This is a genomic window from Pseudomonas sp. m6p (assembly GCF_055760375.1).
In genome coordinates, this window is record NZ_CM147084.1 from 5915111 (window position 1) to 5932871 (window position 17761).

At 60.0% G+C, this 17761-nt stretch carries 15 protein-coding genes and 1 pseudogene; 9 read left to right on the forward strand and 7 right to left on the reverse strand.

Annotation, left to right across the window (positions count from 1 at the left end; all coding sequences use genetic code 11):
• Positions 1-9: 9 nt before the first annotated feature.
• The 3 genes from ACYZUM_RS27065 to betC all read right to left on the reverse strand — a co-directional run bounded on the left by ACYZUM_RS27065 (position 10) and on the right by betC (position 4233).
• Positions 10-1578 (reverse strand): SulP family inorganic anion transporter, encoded by a 1569-nt coding sequence (locus ACYZUM_RS27065; RefSeq protein WP_108181243.1) that lies wholly within the window; start codon positions 1576-1578, stop codon positions 10-12.
• Positions 1579-1782: 204 nt separating this feature from the next.
• The gene (gene choX, locus ACYZUM_RS27070) at positions 1783-2703 is read right to left on the reverse strand and encodes a choline ABC transporter substrate-binding protein (protein ID WP_108181244.1); all 921 of its coding nucleotides are present in this window, start codon (positions 2701-2703) and stop codon (positions 1783-1785) included.
• 15 nt (positions 2704-2718) lie between these two features.
• Positions 2719-4233: a choline-sulfatase gene (gene betC / locus ACYZUM_RS27075; RefSeq protein ID WP_108181245.1), complete on the reverse strand. Its 1515-nt coding sequence runs from the start codon at positions 4231-4233 to the stop codon at positions 2719-2721.
• A 114-nt stretch (positions 4234-4347) separates the two neighbouring features.
• On the opposite strand from betC, the gene ACYZUM_RS27080 reads away from it, so the two are divergent.
• Positions 4348-5298, forward strand: a complete 951-nt coding sequence (locus ACYZUM_RS27080) for a choline sulfate utilization transcriptional regulator (protein ID WP_108181246.1) — start codon at positions 4348-4350, stop codon at positions 5296-5298.
• A gap of 61 nt (positions 5299-5359) precedes the next feature.
• Here the strand turns inward: ACYZUM_RS27080 and ACYZUM_RS27085 are convergent, their stop codons facing one another.
• Complete coding sequence (locus ACYZUM_RS27085) at positions 5360-6025, reverse strand: NAD(P)-dependent oxidoreductase (RefSeq protein WP_108181247.1); 666 nt, start codon at positions 6023-6025, stop codon at positions 5360-5362.
• 83 nt (positions 6026-6108) lie between these two features.
• Between ACYZUM_RS27085 and ACYZUM_RS27090 the strand changes: the two genes are divergently transcribed.
• The gene (locus tag ACYZUM_RS27090) at positions 6109-6435 is read left to right on the forward strand and encodes a DOPA 4,5-dioxygenase family protein (protein WP_108181248.1); all 327 of its coding nucleotides are present in this window, start codon (positions 6109-6111) and stop codon (positions 6433-6435) included.
• 16 nt (positions 6436-6451) lie between these two features.
• On the opposite strand, the pseudogene ACYZUM_RS27095 reads toward ACYZUM_RS27090, so the two are convergent.
• The 3 genes and pseudogenes from ACYZUM_RS27095 to ACYZUM_RS27105 all read right to left on the reverse strand — a co-directional run bounded on the left by ACYZUM_RS27095 (position 6452) and on the right by ACYZUM_RS27105 (position 8383).
• A pseudogene (locus ACYZUM_RS27095) lies at positions 6452-6852 on the reverse strand (GFA family protein).
• On the reverse strand, positions 6849-7373 hold the full coding sequence (locus ACYZUM_RS27100; RefSeq protein WP_108181249.1) for a hypothetical protein: 525 nt from the start codon (positions 7371-7373) through the stop codon (positions 6849-6851). The pseudogene ACYZUM_RS27095 and the gene ACYZUM_RS27100 overlap by 4 nt, the downstream one beginning before the upstream one ends.
• The gene (locus ACYZUM_RS27105; RefSeq protein WP_108181250.1) at positions 7370-8383 is read right to left on the reverse strand and encodes an AAA family ATPase; all 1014 of its coding nucleotides are present in this window, start codon (positions 8381-8383) and stop codon (positions 7370-7372) included. Before ACYZUM_RS27105 ends, ACYZUM_RS27100 begins: the two co-directional genes overlap by 4 nt.
• A gap of 415 nt (positions 8384-8798) precedes the next feature.
• Between ACYZUM_RS27105 and ACYZUM_RS27110 the strand changes: the two genes are divergently transcribed.
• From ACYZUM_RS27110 to ACYZUM_RS27140, 7 genes are all read left to right on the forward strand, one after another.
• The gene (locus tag ACYZUM_RS27110) at positions 8799-10106 is read left to right on the forward strand and encodes a CitMHS family transporter (RefSeq protein ID WP_041073646.1); all 1308 of its coding nucleotides are present in this window, start codon (positions 8799-8801) and stop codon (positions 10104-10106) included.
• 70 nt (positions 10107-10176) lie between these two features.
• A complete protein-coding gene (locus ACYZUM_RS27115; RefSeq protein WP_108181251.1) occupies positions 10177-10944 on the forward strand; it encodes a TerC family protein in 768 nt (255 codons plus the stop codon).
• Between the two features lie 379 nt (positions 10945-11323).
• On the forward strand, positions 11324-12982 hold the full coding sequence (locus ACYZUM_RS27120; protein WP_108181252.1) for a Na/Pi cotransporter family protein: 1659 nt from the start codon (positions 11324-11326) through the stop codon (positions 12980-12982).
• 166 nt (positions 12983-13148) lie between these two features.
• Positions 13149-14540 carry a M16 family metallopeptidase gene (locus ACYZUM_RS27125; protein ID WP_108181253.1) on the forward strand — a complete coding sequence of 464 codons (1392 nt, stop codon included), beginning with the start codon at positions 13149-13151 and terminating at the stop codon, positions 14538-14540.
• Between the two features lie 189 nt (positions 14541-14729).
• Positions 14730-15758, forward strand: a complete 1029-nt coding sequence (locus ACYZUM_RS27130; RefSeq protein WP_041073653.1) for a DUF5924 family protein — start codon at positions 14730-14732, stop codon at positions 15756-15758.
• Positions 15759-15812: 54 nt separating this feature from the next.
• Positions 15813-16961: an ABC transporter permease gene (locus ACYZUM_RS27135; RefSeq protein ID WP_108181254.1), complete on the forward strand. Its 1149-nt coding sequence runs from the start codon at positions 15813-15815 to the stop codon at positions 16959-16961.
• Positions 16958-17761 carry an ABC transporter ATP-binding protein gene (locus ACYZUM_RS27140; protein ID WP_041073657.1) on the forward strand — a complete coding sequence of 268 codons (804 nt, stop codon included), beginning with the start codon at positions 16958-16960 and terminating at the stop codon, positions 17759-17761. Before ACYZUM_RS27135 ends, ACYZUM_RS27140 begins: the two co-directional genes overlap by 4 nt.

The following is a 17761-nucleotide window of genomic DNA, read 5'->3' on the forward strand; positions in this document are numbered from 1 at the left end:
GCCGGCAGGTCAGTCCTCAAACCGGATCGGACACTTTTCCGGCCCTTCGAGCTTCCGCAACTCCTCGACCACCTGCGGCCGCGCCCGGCGCAGGGTCAGGCTGCGATCCTGACGCAGCAGGCGCCGCGCCTCCTGATGCAGCATCTCCACCCCCGAATAATCGATGAAGTTGATCTGCTGCGCCTCGATCACCACCCGCGTACCGTGCAGCCGTTGCAGGCGCACTTGCAGGTAATGGCTGGCGCCGAAAAAGATCGAGCCACCGACCCGCAGCACGTCCTCTTCGCCCTCGCGCCAATGCTGCACCCGCGGTTGTGAAGTGCGTTTGAGGTAGAAGAACAGCGACGCCAGCACCCCGGCGTAGATTGCCGTCTGCAATTCCAGCAGCAGCGTGGCAAGGCAGGTCAGCGCCATGACCACGAACTCGGCGCGACTGACCCGCAGCAATGAGCGGATCCCGCGATGATCCACCAGTCCCCAGGCGATCAGCAGAATGCTCCCGGCCATGGCCGGAATGGGAATGTGTGAAATCAGTCCGGCGCCGAAAATCGCGAACAGCGCGACCCAGATCGCCGAAAACACCCCGGCCAGCGGCGAGCAGGCACCCGCTTCGTAACTCAGGCCCGAGCGGGTGAACGAGCCGGCCGACAACGATCCGGAAAAGAACGCCCCGACAATGTTCGATAAACCTTGCGCGCGGACTTCCTGATTGGCATCGAGCAACTGCTGCGAACGCGCGGCAATCGAACGGGCAATCGACAAGCTGGTGACCAGCCCGAGCATGCCCACCGCCACGGCGCTCGGCAGTAAGCGCAGGATCAGATCCAGATCCAGTGGCAAGCCACTGAACGGCGGCAAGCGCCCGACAAAGGCGCTGACCCGATGTACATGGCCAAACATTGATGGCCACAGCCACACCAGCAGGCTGGCCAACACCAACGTAATCAACAACGTCGGCCAGCGCGGCAGCAGTTGTTTCAGCACCACGCCAACCGCCACGGTGGCCAGGCCGAGCAGCAAAGAGGGTTTATCCACAGCCCTGAGGTGGTTCAACAAATCCATCAGACTGGCCAGCGCCGTGGCTTTGGCCGGCAGATCCAGCCCCAGCAGATTGGGTAACTGGCCGATGGCAATCACGACTGCCGCGCCGAGGGTGAAACCGAGCACCACTGAATGCGAGACAAAATTCACCAAAGCGCCGAAGCGCAGCAACCCCAGCAGCCACTGAAAAATTCCCGCAAGGAAGGTCAGCAGCAGAATCAGCGTGATGTAGTCCTGCGACGCGGGCACGGCCAAGGGACTGACGCTGGCATACAGCACAATCGAGATCGCTGCGGTTGGGCCGCAAATCAGATGCCACGACGAGCCCCACAGACAGGCGATCAGCACCGGGATGATCGCGGCGTAGAGGCCGTATTCCGGGGGCAGGCCGGCGATCAGCGCGTAGGCGATCGACTGTGGTAGCGCGAGAATGGCGCCGCTGAGGCCAACGACCAGATCCCGGCCGACGCTGGCGCGGGTTTGCCGCGGCAGCCAGGTCAGGAAGGGGAAGAGTGAGTGGCGACTGGGCAGGGCCATGGGTCCTCGCGGTTGGGGATTCAGGTAAAGCCTAACAGGACAGTACGGTCATTGTGGTGAGGGGATTTATCCCCGATGGGCTGCGAAGCAGTCCTGAATCCACTAGTCGCGGTAGATCTGACATACAGTGAATTCAGATTTAAGGGCCGCTTTGCGGCCCATCGGGGATAAATCCCCTCACTACAAGAAGCGGGTTGGACTGGATCAGAGTTTGGCCTTCACCGCTGGCAAAGCATCCTTGCCATCGACGGTCTTCACCCCCTCCAGCCACTTGTCCAGCACCGCCGGATTGGCCTTGATCCATGCCTTTACCGCATCGGCATTGCTGACTTTCTTGTTCACCACCTCGGCCATGATGCTGTTCTCCATGTCCTGAGTGAAGGACAGGTTGGTCAGCAACTTGCCCACGTTCGGGCAAGCCTCGGCGTAGCCCTTGCGCGTCAGGGTGTAGACGCTGCCGGTGTCGCCGAAATACTTCTCGCCGCCCTTGAGGTAATGCATCTTCAACTGCACGTTCATCGGGTGCGGGGTCCAGCCGAGGAAGGTGACGAATTTCTGCTTCTTCACGGCCCGCGAAACTTCGGCGAGCATCGCTTGTTCGCTGGATTCGATCAGCTTCCACTGGCCGAGGTCGAAGTCGTTCTTCTTGATGATTTCCTGCAGCGAAATGTTCGCGGGTGCACCGGAGCCGATGCCGTAGATTTTCTTGTCGAATTTGTCCGCGTATTGGTTCAGGTCGGCAAAGTTATGCACACCGGCGTCCCACACGTAATCCGGAACAGCGAGGGTGAATTCGGTGCCGTCGAGGTTCTTCGCCAGTTGCGTGACGTCTCCGGTGGCGACGAACTTGTCGTAGAAACCCTGCTGCGCCGGCATCCAGTTGCCGAGAAAGACATCCACCTGGCCGTCCTTCAAACCGCCGAAGGTGATCGGCACCGCGAGGGTATCGACCTTGGCCTTGTAGCCCATGCCGTCCAGCAGAAACCCTGTGATGGCGTTGGTCGCGGCGATGTCACTCCAACCCGGGTCGGCCATTTTCACGGTGTCGCAGCTTTGCTCGGCAAATGCCGAGGCGCTGCCCAGAGCCAGCAGGCCTATCGTCAGTGCTGTGGATAACTTGCGCATGGACTTCCCCTTACATTATTGGTTTTGGCAGGGTTGTGGATAACGGGCCTTGCGTTCCAGATCGTCGAGGTCGATGTGGTTGCGCATGTACTGCTGACTGGCGTCCACCAGCGGCTGGTGATCCCAGCTCTTCAGCTTGCCGATGGTCAGGGCATCGGCGACAAAACGACGACGGCGCTGGCTGGCGAGGACCTCGCGGTGAATGGCCGGCATGTCCCATTTGGCCCGCGCTTCGGCGAGAAAATCGTCGAACAGTTGGCGATGTTGCGGCGACTGGCTGAGTTCTTCGAGTTCACGCGGGTCGTTGTGTACATCGAAGAGTAGGCAAGGGTCGCTTTCGCTGTAGATAAATTTGTACGCGCCACGGCGGATCATCATCAGCGGGCTGACCGTGCCTTCGGCCATGTATTCGCCGAACACTTCGTCATGCCCGCCCTGCCCTTGCAGGTGCGTCAGCAGCGAGCGGCCGTCCAGCGGCAGATTCGGCTCCAGGCTGCCGCCGGCCAGTTCGACGAAGGTCGGTAACAGGTCGGCAGTGGAGACGGCAGAGCTGACACGGCCCGATTTGAACTGACCGGGTGCACTTATCAACAGGGGCACGCGAGCGGCCATCTCGAACCAATGCATTTTGTACCAGAGGCCCTTTTCGCCCAGCATGTCGCCATGGTCGCCGGAGAAGACGATGACGGTGTCGTCCATCAGCCCACAATCTTCGAGGGTTTTCAGGAGTTTGCCGACGTTGGCATCGATATAGCTGCAAGCACCGAAGTATGCTCGCCGTGCGTCGCGGATTTTATCCACAGGCAGTGGCTTGTCCCACAGGTCATAGACCTTGAGCAGGCGTTGCGAGTGTGGATCGAGGGAATGTGGATCCGGTGTCGTCGGAAGCGGGATATCTGCATCGTCGTACAAATCCCAGAACGCCTTGGGAATGGTGTACGGGTCATGTGGGTGCGTCATCGACACGGTCAGGCAGAACGGTTGGTCGCCGTCCTCGCGAATGTGGTCAAACAGGTATTGCTGGGCCTTGAACACCACCTCTTCGTCGAAGTCGAGCTGATTGGTGCGCACGCACGGCCCGGCCTGCAACACCGACGACATATTGTGATACCAGCTCGGGCGCACGTCCGGTTCGTCCCAGTTCACCGCCCAGCCGTAGTCGGCCGGGTAGATGTCGCTGGTCAGACGCTCTTCGTAGCCGTGCAATTGGTCCGGGCCGCAGAAATGCATCTTGCCTGACAGCGCGGTGCGGTAGCCGAGGCGGCGCAGGTAGTGGGCGTAGGTCGGAATGTCGGCGGGGAAGTCGGCGGCGTTGTCGTAGGCGCCGATCTTGCTCGGCAGCTGGCCGCTGACCAGGGTGAAACGCGACGGCGCGCACAGCGGGCTGTTGCAGTAAGCAGCATCGAACACCACGCCCTGAGCGGCAAGGCGCGAAAGATTCGGCAGTTTGATCGGCGACGGGCCGTAGATCGGCAACATTGGCGCGGCCATTTGATCGGCCATGATGAAAAGAATGTTCTTGCGCTTCATGTGATCGCGGCATTCCATAGTGAATAGTTATGCGACATTGCTGCGATCGAGCATGGAGTCCATGCTCTGTCGGGTAAAGCCCGCGCCGGACAATGACTAGGATAAGCACAGCTTATGTATGAAGCCCTCGGCAATCTGTCTCTCGACCTGTTGCGCGCTTTCGAAGCGGCGGCCCGTCATCGCAGTTTTACTGCGGCGGCGGTTGAGCTGGGCACCACGCAGCCAGCGATCAGCCAGCAGATCAAGCGCCTGGAAGAACAGCTGGGAGCACGACTGTTTGACCGGATCTATCGCGGCATCGAACTGACCGAGGGCGGCGCGATCCTGTTCGAGCAGGTTCAGCTCGGTTTGCAGAATATCGACGCAGGATTGAGTGCGATCAGTACGCAGCAACAACACGAGGTATTGCAGGTCGCCACCGATTTCGCGTTCGCCGCCTACTGGCTGATGCCGCGCCTGCACCGCTTCCACGAAGCCAACCCGAACGTCGATGTCAGCCTGGTCACCAGCGAGCGCAACCACAACATGCTGCGCACCGACATCGACGTGGCGGTGCTGTTTGGTGACGGCCGATTCAAACAGGGCGAAAGCCATTGGCTATTCAGCGAAGAAGTGTTCCCGGTGTGCAGCCCGCAACTGCTCAAGGAACGCGCCCTGCCCTTGCCCGCCCAGACGTTGCTGGAGTTCCCGCTGCTGCATCTACGGGGGGAAAACAGCAGCAACTGGTTTGACTGGAGCGGGCTGTTTCGCGAACTGGGCATCACTACCCCGCCGGCGCCGGGGCAATTGCGCTTCGACAACTACACGCTGTTGATTCAAGCGGCGATTGGCGGCCAAGGCGTGGCCATCGGCTGGCGCCACCTTGTGGATAACTTGCTGACCCAGGGCTTGCTGTGTCGGCCGATCGCCGAGACCACGTTGTCGCGCCTGGGTTATTACGTGGTGCTGCCGCAGCGCAAACGCCGGGGCGCGTTGATTCAGCAGTTTGTCGACTGGTTGATGGCCGAACAGGCGAGCAGTGCCGAATCTCTGACTGGATTGGGGTTACCTTCGATTGCGGTGTGAATAGAAAAAGATCGCAGCCTGCGGCAATTCCCTGTAAGAGCTGCCGCAGGCTGCGATCTTTTTACGTATCTGACGTCGCGACAAAATTCACATGCTGCCCCACATGCAGATTCAACTGCAGCTCATCGGCAATCCCCACCGCGACCCGGTTCAGCCGTTCCAGCGGCTCCGCCAGACCCGGCTCGAGATTGCCGCCGACCTGGCTGAAATGCTCGATGGTCAGCCCCGCCACGCCGTGAGGCGCGTTCACCAGTGTCCACTGCAATGGACTGCTTTGCAGGGCTTCGCGGATTTCTTCGGCAGCGTGGCGTTGCAGGCCGTCGTCCAGTTCCGGCTCGTCGAGCACGGCAAAATTCCCCACCAGAAACAGCCGTGAAACATTGGCTGCCTGCAGGCCGTCGACCAGCGCATCGACCGCCAGCACTTGTTCCACCGGCCCAAGCACCACCGACCGTTCCACATGGTCGCTGCTGAACGGCAAGCCCGGTGCATCAAGCAGACAGATCACTGCCGAGCTGCCCGCTACGCTTTGCTTGACCCGCTCGGCATCGAACAAATCGCCGCTTTTGGTGCGCAGGCCGGGACGTGGCGCGAGTACGTTCAAATCGTCGAGAATCGTGATGACTTCGTGCTGGCGTCGCAGCAACTCAGCCATCAACGCACCGCCCAGGCTGGCCATGGCACCATAGAGCACCACTTTCACCGTTGGGGTTTCGGCATTTTTCATGGCTGATCCTTTTTATAATCCCTTGTATGGCGTGTGACATATGGGCAACGCCCAGGGTTCGAACCGATTTCCGAGGGTTTCCAATGCCAGCGATCAAGGGCTACCACGCCCACGTCTATTTCGATGCCGATACCATCGATCAGGCACGCGCGTTGTGTGAGCAAGCCGCGCAGTTGTTTCCATTGAAGATGGGCCGCGTCCATGAACGCCCGGTCGGCCCGCACCCTGACTGGAGCTGCCAGCTGGCCTTCGGCCCGCAGATGATCGGCGAGGTATTGCCGTGGCTGGCGCTCAATCGCAAGGGCCTGGTGGTGTTCCTTCACCCCGACACCGGTGACGATTTGCTCGATCACACCGAGCACGCAATCTGGATGGGCGCGATGCGACCACTGGACCTGTCTGTTTTTTGATCAGGCTTTTGTAAACCTACAGGGTTTCTTCCGTCTCACCCGGCTGATGCTCGTCCAGATGCAGCCAGGGCAATTGGCTGTCCGTCCAGATGTGCCGCTCGGCCGGCGTCCGCTCCGGGTGATTCAGCGTGGCGATGGTCACATCGATGCTCACGGGACTGAGTTGCGTCACCAACGCTAATTGCGCGCCACAACGCGGACAGAAATACCGCGCGCAACTGCTCGACGAGTCAAGCGCGATGGCGTGCCGCTCAGCCACTGGAAGCTGGCCGCCGCCACGGTAATCCACGTACTGACGATCCCGCCGCTGACCTTACGGCAGATCAAGCCGTGGCAGTGGGCAATATCTTGCAACGGCCCGCTGAACTGATAGCGAATATGTCCGCAGTGGCAGCCACCGCTGTGCGATGAAGTCATCGTCTGCCCTCTTGGTTACTTATCAGATTCCTGGCCCGTGCCATTTCATCATTAATGACGACGACTGAGCCCGGTTTTAGCCCGAGAGTCTTCGCTAAAGAGTTCATTGCCTTATTCAGCGCGTCACGTAGTCCGACCATCCATTCCTTTGGAAATTGGTTTATCACCAGAATGCATTTTATGGCGCAGTTCGCGAGATCAAGATTCAAGAAACCTGCTGGAAGGTGTTCCTCACTGTGAGGGTGCCGCCTAAGGCAAGCCGCAAGCGTCAATTGCACTGAGTTGGTGAATTTTTGCCTGATTTCTTCTACGAAGACTTCGGTCTGCCGAGGAGCACTTGATTTTGCCTCTACAAACCAGACTTCCTGAGGTTTGTCCTGAAGATCGCGAAGTAGAACAAACTCGGCGACCTTGATGCCGTCTCCTATTTTTTTGGAAAGTGGACTGTTTTCGATTGGAAAAAGCTGATCCTCTGAAAACGGCCCGAAAATCATCCCTGATTCTTCGATTGAAATAGTCATCCCAGAGCCAGCTCCACTTCCTCTTCATAAAGACGAATGGACTCATCGACGATGGGGTTGTCCGGCATACCTTTGAGAAGATCATCACCGATCCATTCGCCGCCAATTGACGAGAGAACAGGGATCGACATGTTCTGTTTTTGCGCCGCGAGATACAGCGCTTTAATGACGAAATACGAGTGGCTGGCTATGAAAAACTGAATCCCGCTTGCGGCCAGAGACACAATGATATCGACGAGCCTGGTGATGGCTACCGGATGCAAGGCCGACTCGGGTTCGTCGATGAATACCATGGAATCTTTGGTCAGGAATCGATTGCCCAGCAAGGTGTCGAGAATCGCAATTTTCTTGATGCCCTCAGCAGTAGAGCCAATCTGGAACTTCTGATTGCCTTTTTTGAATTGCCAGCGATTTGTACTGCTGTCGAATTCCACCTTGCCGCCGAACATCTCTTCCAGATTCTCCCTAGCCTTTGCGAAGTGAGCGTGGTTTTTTCCTTTCGTCGGTAGGAGACGGAGAGCTTTCGCCAGATCGTAATAGGTGTCGTCGAAACCGAAGTCTTTATCGATGTCACGGCTTTTCAGAATGATGTGTTGCAGGGAAAGTACTTCCTTGGGAGGAAGAAATATTGAGTTGCTGCCTCGTGGAGGGACGTGATTTTCTAACGTGGCAATGTTCTTTGTCGTGTCTTTGCCGAAGCCGTACCGAAACGCTCGAGAGTCAACGTTGACCTTGCACATCAACGGACCGTCTGCACTTTTTGTTACCAGGTCGCCAATCTTGTCTGCCTGAAACGTCCAGTAAAGTTTGTCTGCCAATATCTCCGCGGCGGAACGTTGTTCATTTCCACGCTGGTACTCTTCGAGCGTGCGCATCGTGCAGTAAAGCGCTTTGAGCAAAAACGTCTTGCCGCTGCTGTTTGCTCCGATAATCAGATTCAAGTTTGAGAGCTTGCCCCAGCGGATTTTTTGTAGCGGGCCGAAATTATCTAATTCAACGCTATTGAGCATTGGTTGGAGCTCCTCTCAAACATTGCAGTGGCGCAAGCCTAGCATTGCGTTTCCCTTCCATACAGCGGGTGAAGACGCTCCCTCAGAAACTACAGAAAGGTCTTACGACGTTCATCGTTGTATCTGCTTCCAGTCGCATGAAAGTGGCCGCGCCTCTCGTCAGACCTTTCATCCGCGAAAGGTAGCTGAAAGGTTGCCCGATTAGGATCGCCGCCACTACCGGCAACAGACCGGTTGGCCAACGCGTGTGATCGCTCGCACGTCAGGCCCAATTAACAACAACAATGGTGATTCTGATGTCCTCTGTAGCCCGCCTTCTCGCTGAAACTCCGCCCGTACGTCTCGTGCTTCCCGTTCTGCGCTGATCCCTCCGATCCGCTCACTCAATTAGCCGCGCTACGCCTGGAGTAATCCCATGCTGACTTTCCTTGGCTTCGCCATGGTCATCACGTTCATGTTCCTGATCATGACCAAGCGCCTGTCTGCGCTGATCGCCCTGATCATCATCCCGATCCTGTTCGCCCTGTTCGGTGGTTTCGCGCCGAAGATCGGCCCGATGATGCTCGAAGGCATTACCAAGCTTGCGCCGACCGGCGTGATGCTGATGTTCGCCATTCTGTACTTCGCCCTGATGATCGACTCCGGCCTGTTCGACCCGGCCGTGCGCAAGATCCTCAAACTGGTCAAGGGCGACCCGCTGAAAGTTTCGGTCGGTACCGCCGTGCTGGCGCTCGTCGTCTCCCTCGATGGTGACGGCGCGACCACTTACATGATCTGCGTGGCCGCCATGCTGCCGCTGTACAGCCGCATCGGCATGAGCCCGCGGATCATGGCCGGTCTGATCATCCTCGCCGGTGGCGTGATGAACATGACCCCGTGGGGCGGCCCGACCGCTCGTGCCGCCAGTGCGCTGCACGTCGACCCGTCGGACATCTTTGTGCCGATGATCCCGGCGATGGCCGCCGGTGTGGTGGCGATCCTGATCATTGCCTACTTCTACGGCAAACGTGAGCGTGCGCGTCTGGGCGAGCTGCACCTGATCGGCGACGAGATCGATCACAGCGAAATCAGCGTCTCGCAGTTCCCCGATGCCCGCCGTCCGAAGCTGATCTGGTTCAACGGCCTGCTGACCCTGGCGCTGATGTGCACCCTGATCGCCGGCCTGCTGCCGCTGCCGGTGCTGTTCATGGTGGCGTTCAGCATCGCGATGATCGTCAACTACCCGTGCCTGCAAATGCAGAAGGACCGCGTGGCGGCCCACGCCGGCAGCGTGCTGTCGGTGGTCAGTCTGATTTTCGCTGCGGGTATCTTCACCGGTATCCTGTCCGGAACCGGCATGGTCGACGCCATGTCGAAAAGTCTGCTGGCAGTGATTCCGGACTTCCTCGGGCCGTACCTGGCCGTGATCACGGCGCTGGTGAGCATGCCGTTCACCTTCTTCATGTCGAACGACGCGTTCTACTATGGCGTGTTGCCGGTGCTCTCCGAAGCGGCCAGCCATTACGGCATCACCGCGGTGGAAATGGCCCGTGCCTCGATCGTCGGTCAGCCCGTCCACTTGCTCAGCCCGCTGGTGCCGTCGACGTACCTGCTGGTGGCGCTGGCCGGTATCGAGTTCGGTGACCACCAGCGTTTCACCCTGAAGTGGGCAGTGCTGGTCTGCCTGTGCATACTGGTGGCCGCCTTGCTGCTGGGGACATTCCCGCTGTTCAGCACGATGTAACGGCATTCACTCACCATGACGCCAGCTGCTTGCTGGCGTCATGGTTTAACACTCGCTCAAAGGAATACACATGGATTGGCTGACCAACCCCGAAATCTGGGTTGCCTTCTTTACCCTGACCGCCCTGGAAATCGTTCTGGGCATCGATAACATCATCATGATTTCGATCCTGGTCAGCCGCATGCCCAAGCACATGCAGCAGCGCACGCGGATCTTCGGCCTGGGTCTGGCGATGATCACGCGGATCCTGTTGCTGCTGTCGATCACCTGGGTCATGCGCCTCACCGCCGACCTGTTCGTGGTGTTCGGCCAGGGCATTTCCGGGCGCGACCTGATCCTGTTCTTCGGTGGTCTGTTCCTGCTGTGGAAGAGCTCGCAGGAGATGTACCACGCGCTCGAAGGCGAAGACGAAAGCGGCGACGAGCCTTCGGGCAAGGGCGGCAATTTCCTCTACACCATCATCCAGATCGCGATCATCGACATCGTGTTCTCGCTGGATTCGGTGATCACCGCCGTCGGCATGGTCTCCCATGTGCCGGTGATGGTCGCGGCCATCGTCGTCGCGGTGCTGGTGATGATGGCGGCCTCGGGCAAGATCAGCGAGTTCATCGACAAGCACCCGTCGCTGAAGATGCTGGCACTGTCGTTCCTGCTGGTGGTCGGTACCGTGCTGATCGCCGAGTCGTTCGACGTACACGTGCCGAAAGGCTACGTCTACTTCGCCATGGCGTTCTCGCTGGCGGTGGAAGCGATCAACATCAAGATGCGCACCGCGATCGCCAGGAAGAAAAAACAGCAGGACCCGGTGAAGCTGCGCAAGGATATTCCGGGGCAGTAACCCGGTAGTTCGATAGCAATACAAAACCTGTGGGAGCTGGCTTGCCAGACTCCTACAGGTTTTTTTGTTCCAGCGGATTTTGAACTCGTACACAAACCCTGTGGGAGCTGGCTTGCCAGCGATAGCGGCGTGTCAGGCAAGATCAATGTCGCCAGTGCTGCCGTCATCGCTGGCGAGCCAGCTCCCACAGGGATTTGGGGTGATTGCGCGGGGTGTGGATAAAGCTGTTTTCATGACACTTTTGTTTCAATCCGCACTTTAGCTGTGCAATGCTGGCGCCCAGTCCGTTAGCCAACTACAGCTTAAGTATCAAAAACGTAGAAACCGCGCGGTACCGTCAACTTGCCCCTTTGGGGCGCTGCTACTACAGGGGGTCTGCATGCTCACCCTGCTCAATTTGCTGTCTGCCGTGGCCCTGCTGATCTGGGGTACGCACATCGTCCGAACCGGCATCCTGCGGGTGTACGGTACCAATCTGCGCCATGTGATCGGCCAGAACATGTCCAAACGCTGGCTCGCGTTCGTCGCCGGCATCGTCGTGACCGCGATGGTGCAGAGCAGCAACGCCACGGCTATGCTCGTCACTTCCTTCGTCGGTCAGGGCCTGATGGCGCTGACCCCGGCACTGGCGACCATGCTCGGTGCCGACGTCGGTACCGCGCTGATGGCGCGGGTGCTGACCTTTGACCTGTCGTGGCTGTCGCCGCTGCTGATTTTCCTCGGGGTGATTTTCTTTCTGTCGCGCAAACAGACGCGCCTCGGGCAGATGGGCCGGGTCAGCATCGGTCTGGGCCTGATCATTCTCGCCTTGCAATTGATCGTCGAAGCCGCCGCACCGATTACCCACGCCCAAGGCGTGAAGGTGATTTTTGCTTCGCTGACCGGCGACATTCTGCTCGACGCCCTCGTCGGTGCGTTGTTCGCGATGATTTCCTACTCCAGCCTCGCTGCCGTGCTGCTGACCGCGACGCTGGCCGGCGCCAGCGTGATCAGCCTGCCGGTGGCGATCGGTCTGGTGATCGGCGCCAACATCGGCAGTGGCGTGCTGGCGTTCATGAGCACCAGCATGCAGAACGCCGCCGGGCGGCAAGTGGCGCTGGGCAGCCTGTTGTACAAACTGATCGGGCTGTTGCTGATCATTCCGGTGCTCGATCCGCTGGTGCACTGGATGGACGGGCTCGACTTCAGCCCGCAGGAAATGGTCATCGGGTTCCACCTGCTCTATAACACCGCGCGCTGCCTGATCCTGCTGCCCAGCGTCGCCCCGATGGCGCGGCTGTGCGCCTGGTTGCTGCCGGAGCGCCCGGAGGTCAACGGCACCGCCAAGCCGCGTCACCTTGATTTGACGGCACTGTCGACACCGAGCCTGGCGCTGGCCAACGCGGCCCGCGAGACCCTGCGCATGGGCGATCTGATCGACAACATGCTCGACGCGATGCTCGATGTGTTGCGTGGCAAGCAGACCGCCGTGACCCAGGAGATGCGTCGTCTGACCGATGACGTCGAAGCGCTGTACAGCGCGATCAAGCTGTACCTGGCGCAAATGCCCCGCGAAGATCTCGGCGAGCAGGACAGTCGGCGCTGGGCGGAGACCATCGAACTGGCGATCAACCTGAAACTGGCCAGCGACCTGATCGAACGCATGCTGCGCAAAGTGCAGCAGCAGAAGACTTCCCAGCGTCGGTCGTTTTCCGAAGAAGGCCTGGAGGATTTGGCCGGGTTGCATCAGCAACTGATCGCCAACTTGCGCCTGGGCCTGTCGGTGTTCCTCAGCGGTGACAAGGAAAGTGCCCGTCAGCTGTTGCGCGAGAAACGTCGCTTTCGCGCACAGGAACGGCGTCTGGCCCATGCCCATGTCAGCCGTTTGCAACGTAAGATCGTGCAGAGTCTGGAAACCAGTTCGCTGCACCTGGAGCTGATTGCCGATATGAAGCGCTTGAATTCGCTGTTTTGCAGCAGTGCTTACGTGGTGCTGGAAACGGCAGATACCGGAGCGCTGGAAGCGGATGATATTGCCGACATTACACATTCGCCTTGAACGTCTGGGGCTGGGGTCAGTCAGTAACATTGATTCAGCCTTAAGACCTTCGCGAGCAAGCTCGCTCCCACATTTGAAATGCATTCCCCTGTGGGAGCGAGCTTGCTCGCGAATGCCGGCCTGAATAGCGACACGGATCTCCAAATCAGCCGTACGGAAGCCTGTTATGCGTTGCCTGTTGTTCGCCTGTCTGTTGCTCGGTTCCCTGCCCGCTTTTGCCGTTGATCGCTTTCAGGTCGAAGGCTATGCGCTGCCCAACGGATTGCAGCTGTTGCTCAAACCCGGCACTGAACGCGGGCATGTGGCGATTCGTCTGGTGGTCGGCGTCGGCCTCGACGATTTCGATTGCGATGAGAAAGAGCTGCCGCACCTGCTCGAGCACCTGTTGTTCAGCGGTGTCGACGCCACTGGCGAAGGTGGCCTTGAGGAGCGCATGCAGGCGTTGGGCGGTGAGTGGAACGCGTTCACCAGCAACGCCGACACCACGTTCGTCATCGAAGCCCCGGCGAAGAATCAGCGCAAAGTGCTCGACCTGCTGCTCGGTCTGCTGACCCAGACCCGCATTGACGACAATGCGATCAACGCCGCCAAACGCGTGGTCGAGCGCGAGGACGGTGGCCATTACACGCGTCTGCAACGTTTTCTCGACCGCCAAGACCTGGGCCACACCGCCAGCAATCAGCTGGCGGTGGAGCTGGGCCTGAAATGCCCGCAACGCGCCGAGGTCGGGCACCTGACCCAGCAGCAACTGGAGAAGGTGCGCAAGACCTGGTACGCGCCGAACAACATGACGCTGATCGTCGTCGGTGAACTCGACAAACTGCTGCCGGCCTATCTGGAACGCACTTGGGGCGCGCTCGAAGCGGTGGATCCGGCCGAGCACCGTGAGCTGCCGGACATCCGCACCAGCGCCGCCCATGAACGCACCCTTACCCGCGGCTTCATCGGCGACAGCGCCAAATTGCACTGGCTGGTGCCGGAGCCGATGCTCGACGATCAGTACGACGAGACTTTCGACATCCTCAAGGACTACCTCGACTGGGCACTGTACCGGCAGATTCGCCTGAACCATGGCTTGTCCTACGGGCCGTGGGCCGAGCGTGAAGTGTTCGGCGGGGTCGGTTTCATGAGCCTCAATGCCGATGTTGATCGCGATGATCTTGTCGAGGCCAAACAGGTGCTGGAAGACCTCAAGGCCGACCTGCTGAAAAACGGCCTCGACCCCGACACCTTCGCCCGGATCAAACAGGCCGCCATCGCCCATCAGGCCTGGGCGGTACAGGGCAACAGCGCGATGGCGGACTACTACTGGAGTGCGCTCGGCGATTACGAGGACGGACGCTTTGCCAACCCTGCCCGCGAGTTGCAAGGCGTGACCCTGGAAACGGCGAACAAGGCCATGCGCGAGTTGCTGTTGCAACCGGGGTATCTGCGGATCGAGAAGCCGTTGCTCAGTGATGATGAAGTGTTATGGCTGATTGCCGGTGGTCTCGGGGTTCTGCTGTTGATCTTGATCGGCTGGCGTCTGCATCACCGCCGAAAACCCGTCGAACACTGACCCTGTGGGAGCGAGCCTGCTCGCGAAGGCGTCGTGTCAGTTGATGCAATGTTGTATGACCCACCGCATTCGCGAGCAGGCTCGCTCCCACAGGGGGCTGCGTGATTTTACTGACCGGGAGCCTCGCCACCTCGCCCGGCGGACGGTACTCTGTCGAGGTTTTTCCCTATCCAGTCGTGAACCGCCACCATGCAGAAAATCCCCCTCCTGATCCAGCGCATCCTCGAATTGATGAAGCGCTATCCCGGGGTCATTGCGCTCGGCGGTTTCATCTCCGGGGTCGGCAGTTTCATTTTGGTCGATCGCCAGCAAGGGCTGGCGAGCTGGATCACCATCATCATGCTGCTCAGCTGGATCTGGCTGATGCTGGAAAACACCCTGACCGGCCTGTTCACGCGCATCTTCAAGCGGGAAATCCCCCAGCCGCTGCTGCGCTACGCGACGCAGATGATCCACCAGGAAAGTCTGTTTTTCGTCCTGCCGTTCTTCTTCATCACGACTACGTGGAACAGCGGCCAACTGATCTTCACCGGCCTGCTGTGCATCGCCGCGCTGATCTCGATTGTCGACCCGCTCTACTACAAATGGCTGGCGCCACGGCGCTGGGCGTTTCTCGCGCTGCACACCCTGACCCTGTTCGCCGCCCTGCTCACTGCGCTGCCGGTGATCATGCACCTGACCACCGCACAGAGTTTCAAATGGGCACTGGGTACGGCGGTGGTGCTGTCGTTCCCGAGTCTGGCGTCGATCTTCCCGATCCGCACCGTGCGCAATGCGTTGGCCATTCTGTGCATCACCGTCGGCATCGGCGCGGTCGGCTGGACCCTGCGCTCGTGGGTGCCGCCAGCGACGCTGTGGATGACCGACGTGGCGATCAGCACGCAGTTGCAGGACCGCACGCCTGGCGCCAGCCTCGACGAGGTCAGCGCCGAGCAGATCCGCAATGGCGGCCTCTACGCCTACACCGCGATCAACGCGCCGCGCGGGCTGGATGAGCGGATCTACCACGTGTGGCAGTTCAACGGCCAGGAAGTCGACCGCATCGCCCTCGACATCCACGGCGGGCGCAAGGAAGGCTACCGTGCCTGGACCCACAAGCAGAACTTCCCCGGCAACCCGGCAGGCAAGTGGCAGGTGCGGGTGCTGACTGAAGACGGTCAGGTGATCGGCGTGCTGCGTTTCAAAGTGACAGACAGCACAGCGATCAAAGAAAAGTAATCCGGTTCGTGCTATTACGTTAGTTCGCTTAATAGCCGAACAAGCACGGAGCTTATGATCAGCAGCTCAATGAGCGGTAATGCCCAGCTGGACACGTCAATCAGCCCTGCCCGCCTGCGGGTTTCCGGGGACTGGACGCTTGCCCATTACGCCGACCTCAAGCATCTGACCGAACAACTGACCGGCCAGTACGACGCCAACACCGTGGTCGACCTCAACAGCCTCGGTGCCCTCGACACTGCGGGCGCTTCGTTGCTGGTGGAGCTGCTCGGTTCCGAGCGTCTGGGCCGCTCCGCCGAACACCCTGACTGCACGATTTCCCAGGCTGACCGCGCGCTGCTGCAAACGGTGTATCGCTCGCTGACCGACTTCTGTGTGCCGATCAAGGAGCCGGAAGTCAGCGTCAGCGTGCAACTGCTGACCCGCATCGGGCGCGCGGTGGAAGCGGTCTGGCAGGACACCCTGCAAGTGCTGGGTTTCATTGGCCTGATCCTCGAAACCATTGCCCGCAGCCTGTTTCGTCCCAAGCGCTGGCGCATCACCCCCGTCGTCGCCCACATCGAACAGACCGGCCTCGACGCCGCGCCGATTGTGGCGCTGCTGACCTTTCTGGTGGGCGCGGTGGTCGCGTTTCTCGGTGCCACGGTGCTGGCCAGTTTCGGTGCGACGATCTTTACCGTGGACTTGGTGGGCTTCTCCTTCCTGCGTGAGTTCGGTGTGCTGCTCACGGCAATCCTGATGGCCGGACGCACCGCCAGCGCGTTTACCGCGCAGATCGGTTCGATGAAGGCTAACGAAGAGATCGACGCAATCCGCACCCTCGGCCTCGATCCGATGGAGCTGCTGGTAGTGCCGCGGGTATTGGCGATGCTGGTGGCGCTGCCGATGCTGACGTTTCTGGCGATGCTCTGCGGGATCATTGGCGGCGGCGTGGTGTGCGCGGTGTCGCTGGGGATTTCGCCGGCGATGTTCCTCTCGCTGTTGCAAAGCGACATCGGCATTCAGCACTTTCTGGTTGGTCTGGTGAAAGCGCCGGTGTTTGCCTTCCTGATTGCAACCATTGGTTGCCTGGAAGGCTTCAAGGTCAGTGGCAGCGCCGAATCGGTCGGCGCGCACACCACGTCCGCCGTGGTGCAGTCGATTTTCGTGGTGATCGTGCTCGACGCGGTGGCTGCGCTGTTCTTCATGGAGATGGGCTGGTGAGTCGTTTACCCCGTGCGCCCTCGGAGGCGGTGATCGAAGTCCGTGGCCTGTGCAATCGCTTTGGCAGCCAGAGCGTGCACGAGAACCTCGATCTGGATCTGTACAAGGGCGAAATCCTCGCCGTGGTCGGCGGATCCGGTAGCGGTAAATCGGTGCTGCTGCGCAGCATTGTCGGCCTGCGCCGGCCCAGCGAGGGCAACGTGAAGGTGTTCGGGCAGAACCTGCCGAGCCTGTCCGAGCATGAGCGCTCACTGGTCGAGCGGCGTTTCGGCGTGCTGTTCCAGAAAGGCGCGTTGTTTTCCTCGCTGACGGTGACCGAGAACGTCGCCCTGCCGCTGATCGAGCACGCCGGTCTGAGCCGCAACGACGCTGAGCATCTGGCGGCGGTGAAACTGGCGCTGGCCGGGCTGCCGCTGTCGGCGGCGGACAAATACCCGGCGTCGCTGTCCGGCGGGATGATCAAGCGCGCCGCGCTGGCCCGGGCGCTGGCGCTGGACCCGGACATCCTGTTTCTCGACGAGCCCACCGCCGGCCTCGATCCGATTGGCGCGGCGCAGTTCGATCAACTGATCCTGACCCTGCGCGATGCGCTGGGCCTGAGCGTGTTTCTGGTGACCCACGACCTCGACACGCTCTACACCATCACTGACCGTGTGGCAGTGCTGGCGCAGAAGAAGGTATTGGTCGCCGGCCCGATCGACGTGGTCTCGGAAACCGATGACGCGTGGATTCACGAATACTTCCACGGCCCGCGTGGCCGCTCGGCGCTGGACGCCGCCAAATTGCTCAACGAGGTCTGA

What these genes read in the sequence shown, in the direction of transcription:
- ACYZUM_RS27065 (WP_108181243.1), bottom strand. Translation starts at nt 1,578, where the DNA reads ATGGCCCTGCCCAGTCGCCACTCACTCTTCCCCTTCCTGACCTGGCTG.
- choX (WP_108181244.1), bottom strand. Translation starts at nt 2,703, where the DNA reads ATGCGCAAGTTATCCACAGCACTGACGATAGGCCTGCTGGCTCTGGGC.
- betC (WP_108181245.1), bottom strand. Translation starts at nt 4,233, where the DNA reads ATGAAGCGCAAGAACATTCTTTTCATCATGGCCGATCAAATGGCCGCG.
- ACYZUM_RS27080 (WP_108181246.1), top strand. Translation starts at nt 4,348, where the DNA reads ATGTATGAAGCCCTCGGCAATCTGTCTCTCGACCTGTTGCGCGCTTTC.
- ACYZUM_RS27085 (WP_108181247.1), bottom strand. Translation starts at nt 6,025, where the DNA reads ATGAAAAATGCCGAAACCCCAACGGTGAAAGTGGTGCTCTATGGTGCC.
- ACYZUM_RS27090 (WP_108181248.1), top strand. Translation starts at nt 6,109, where the DNA reads ATGCCAGCGATCAAGGGCTACCACGCCCACGTCTATTTCGATGCCGAT.
- ACYZUM_RS27100 (WP_108181249.1), bottom strand. Translation starts at nt 7,373, where the DNA reads ATGACTATTTCAATCGAAGAATCAGGGATGATTTTCGGGCCGTTTTCA.
- ACYZUM_RS27105 (WP_108181250.1), bottom strand. Translation starts at nt 8,383, where the DNA reads ATGCTCAATAGCGTTGAATTAGATAATTTCGGCCCGCTACAAAAAATC.
- ACYZUM_RS27110 (WP_041073646.1), top strand. Translation starts at nt 8,799, where the DNA reads ATGCTGACTTTCCTTGGCTTCGCCATGGTCATCACGTTCATGTTCCTG.
- ACYZUM_RS27115 (WP_108181251.1), top strand. Translation starts at nt 10,177, where the DNA reads ATGGATTGGCTGACCAACCCCGAAATCTGGGTTGCCTTCTTTACCCTG.
- ACYZUM_RS27120 (WP_108181252.1), top strand. Translation starts at nt 11,324, where the DNA reads ATGCTCACCCTGCTCAATTTGCTGTCTGCCGTGGCCCTGCTGATCTGG.
- ACYZUM_RS27125 (WP_108181253.1), top strand. Translation starts at nt 13,149, where the DNA reads ATGCGTTGCCTGTTGTTCGCCTGTCTGTTGCTCGGTTCCCTGCCCGCT.
- ACYZUM_RS27130 (WP_041073653.1), top strand. Translation starts at nt 14,730, where the DNA reads ATGCAGAAAATCCCCCTCCTGATCCAGCGCATCCTCGAATTGATGAAG.
- ACYZUM_RS27135 (WP_108181254.1), top strand. Translation starts at nt 15,813, where the DNA reads ATGATCAGCAGCTCAATGAGCGGTAATGCCCAGCTGGACACGTCAATC.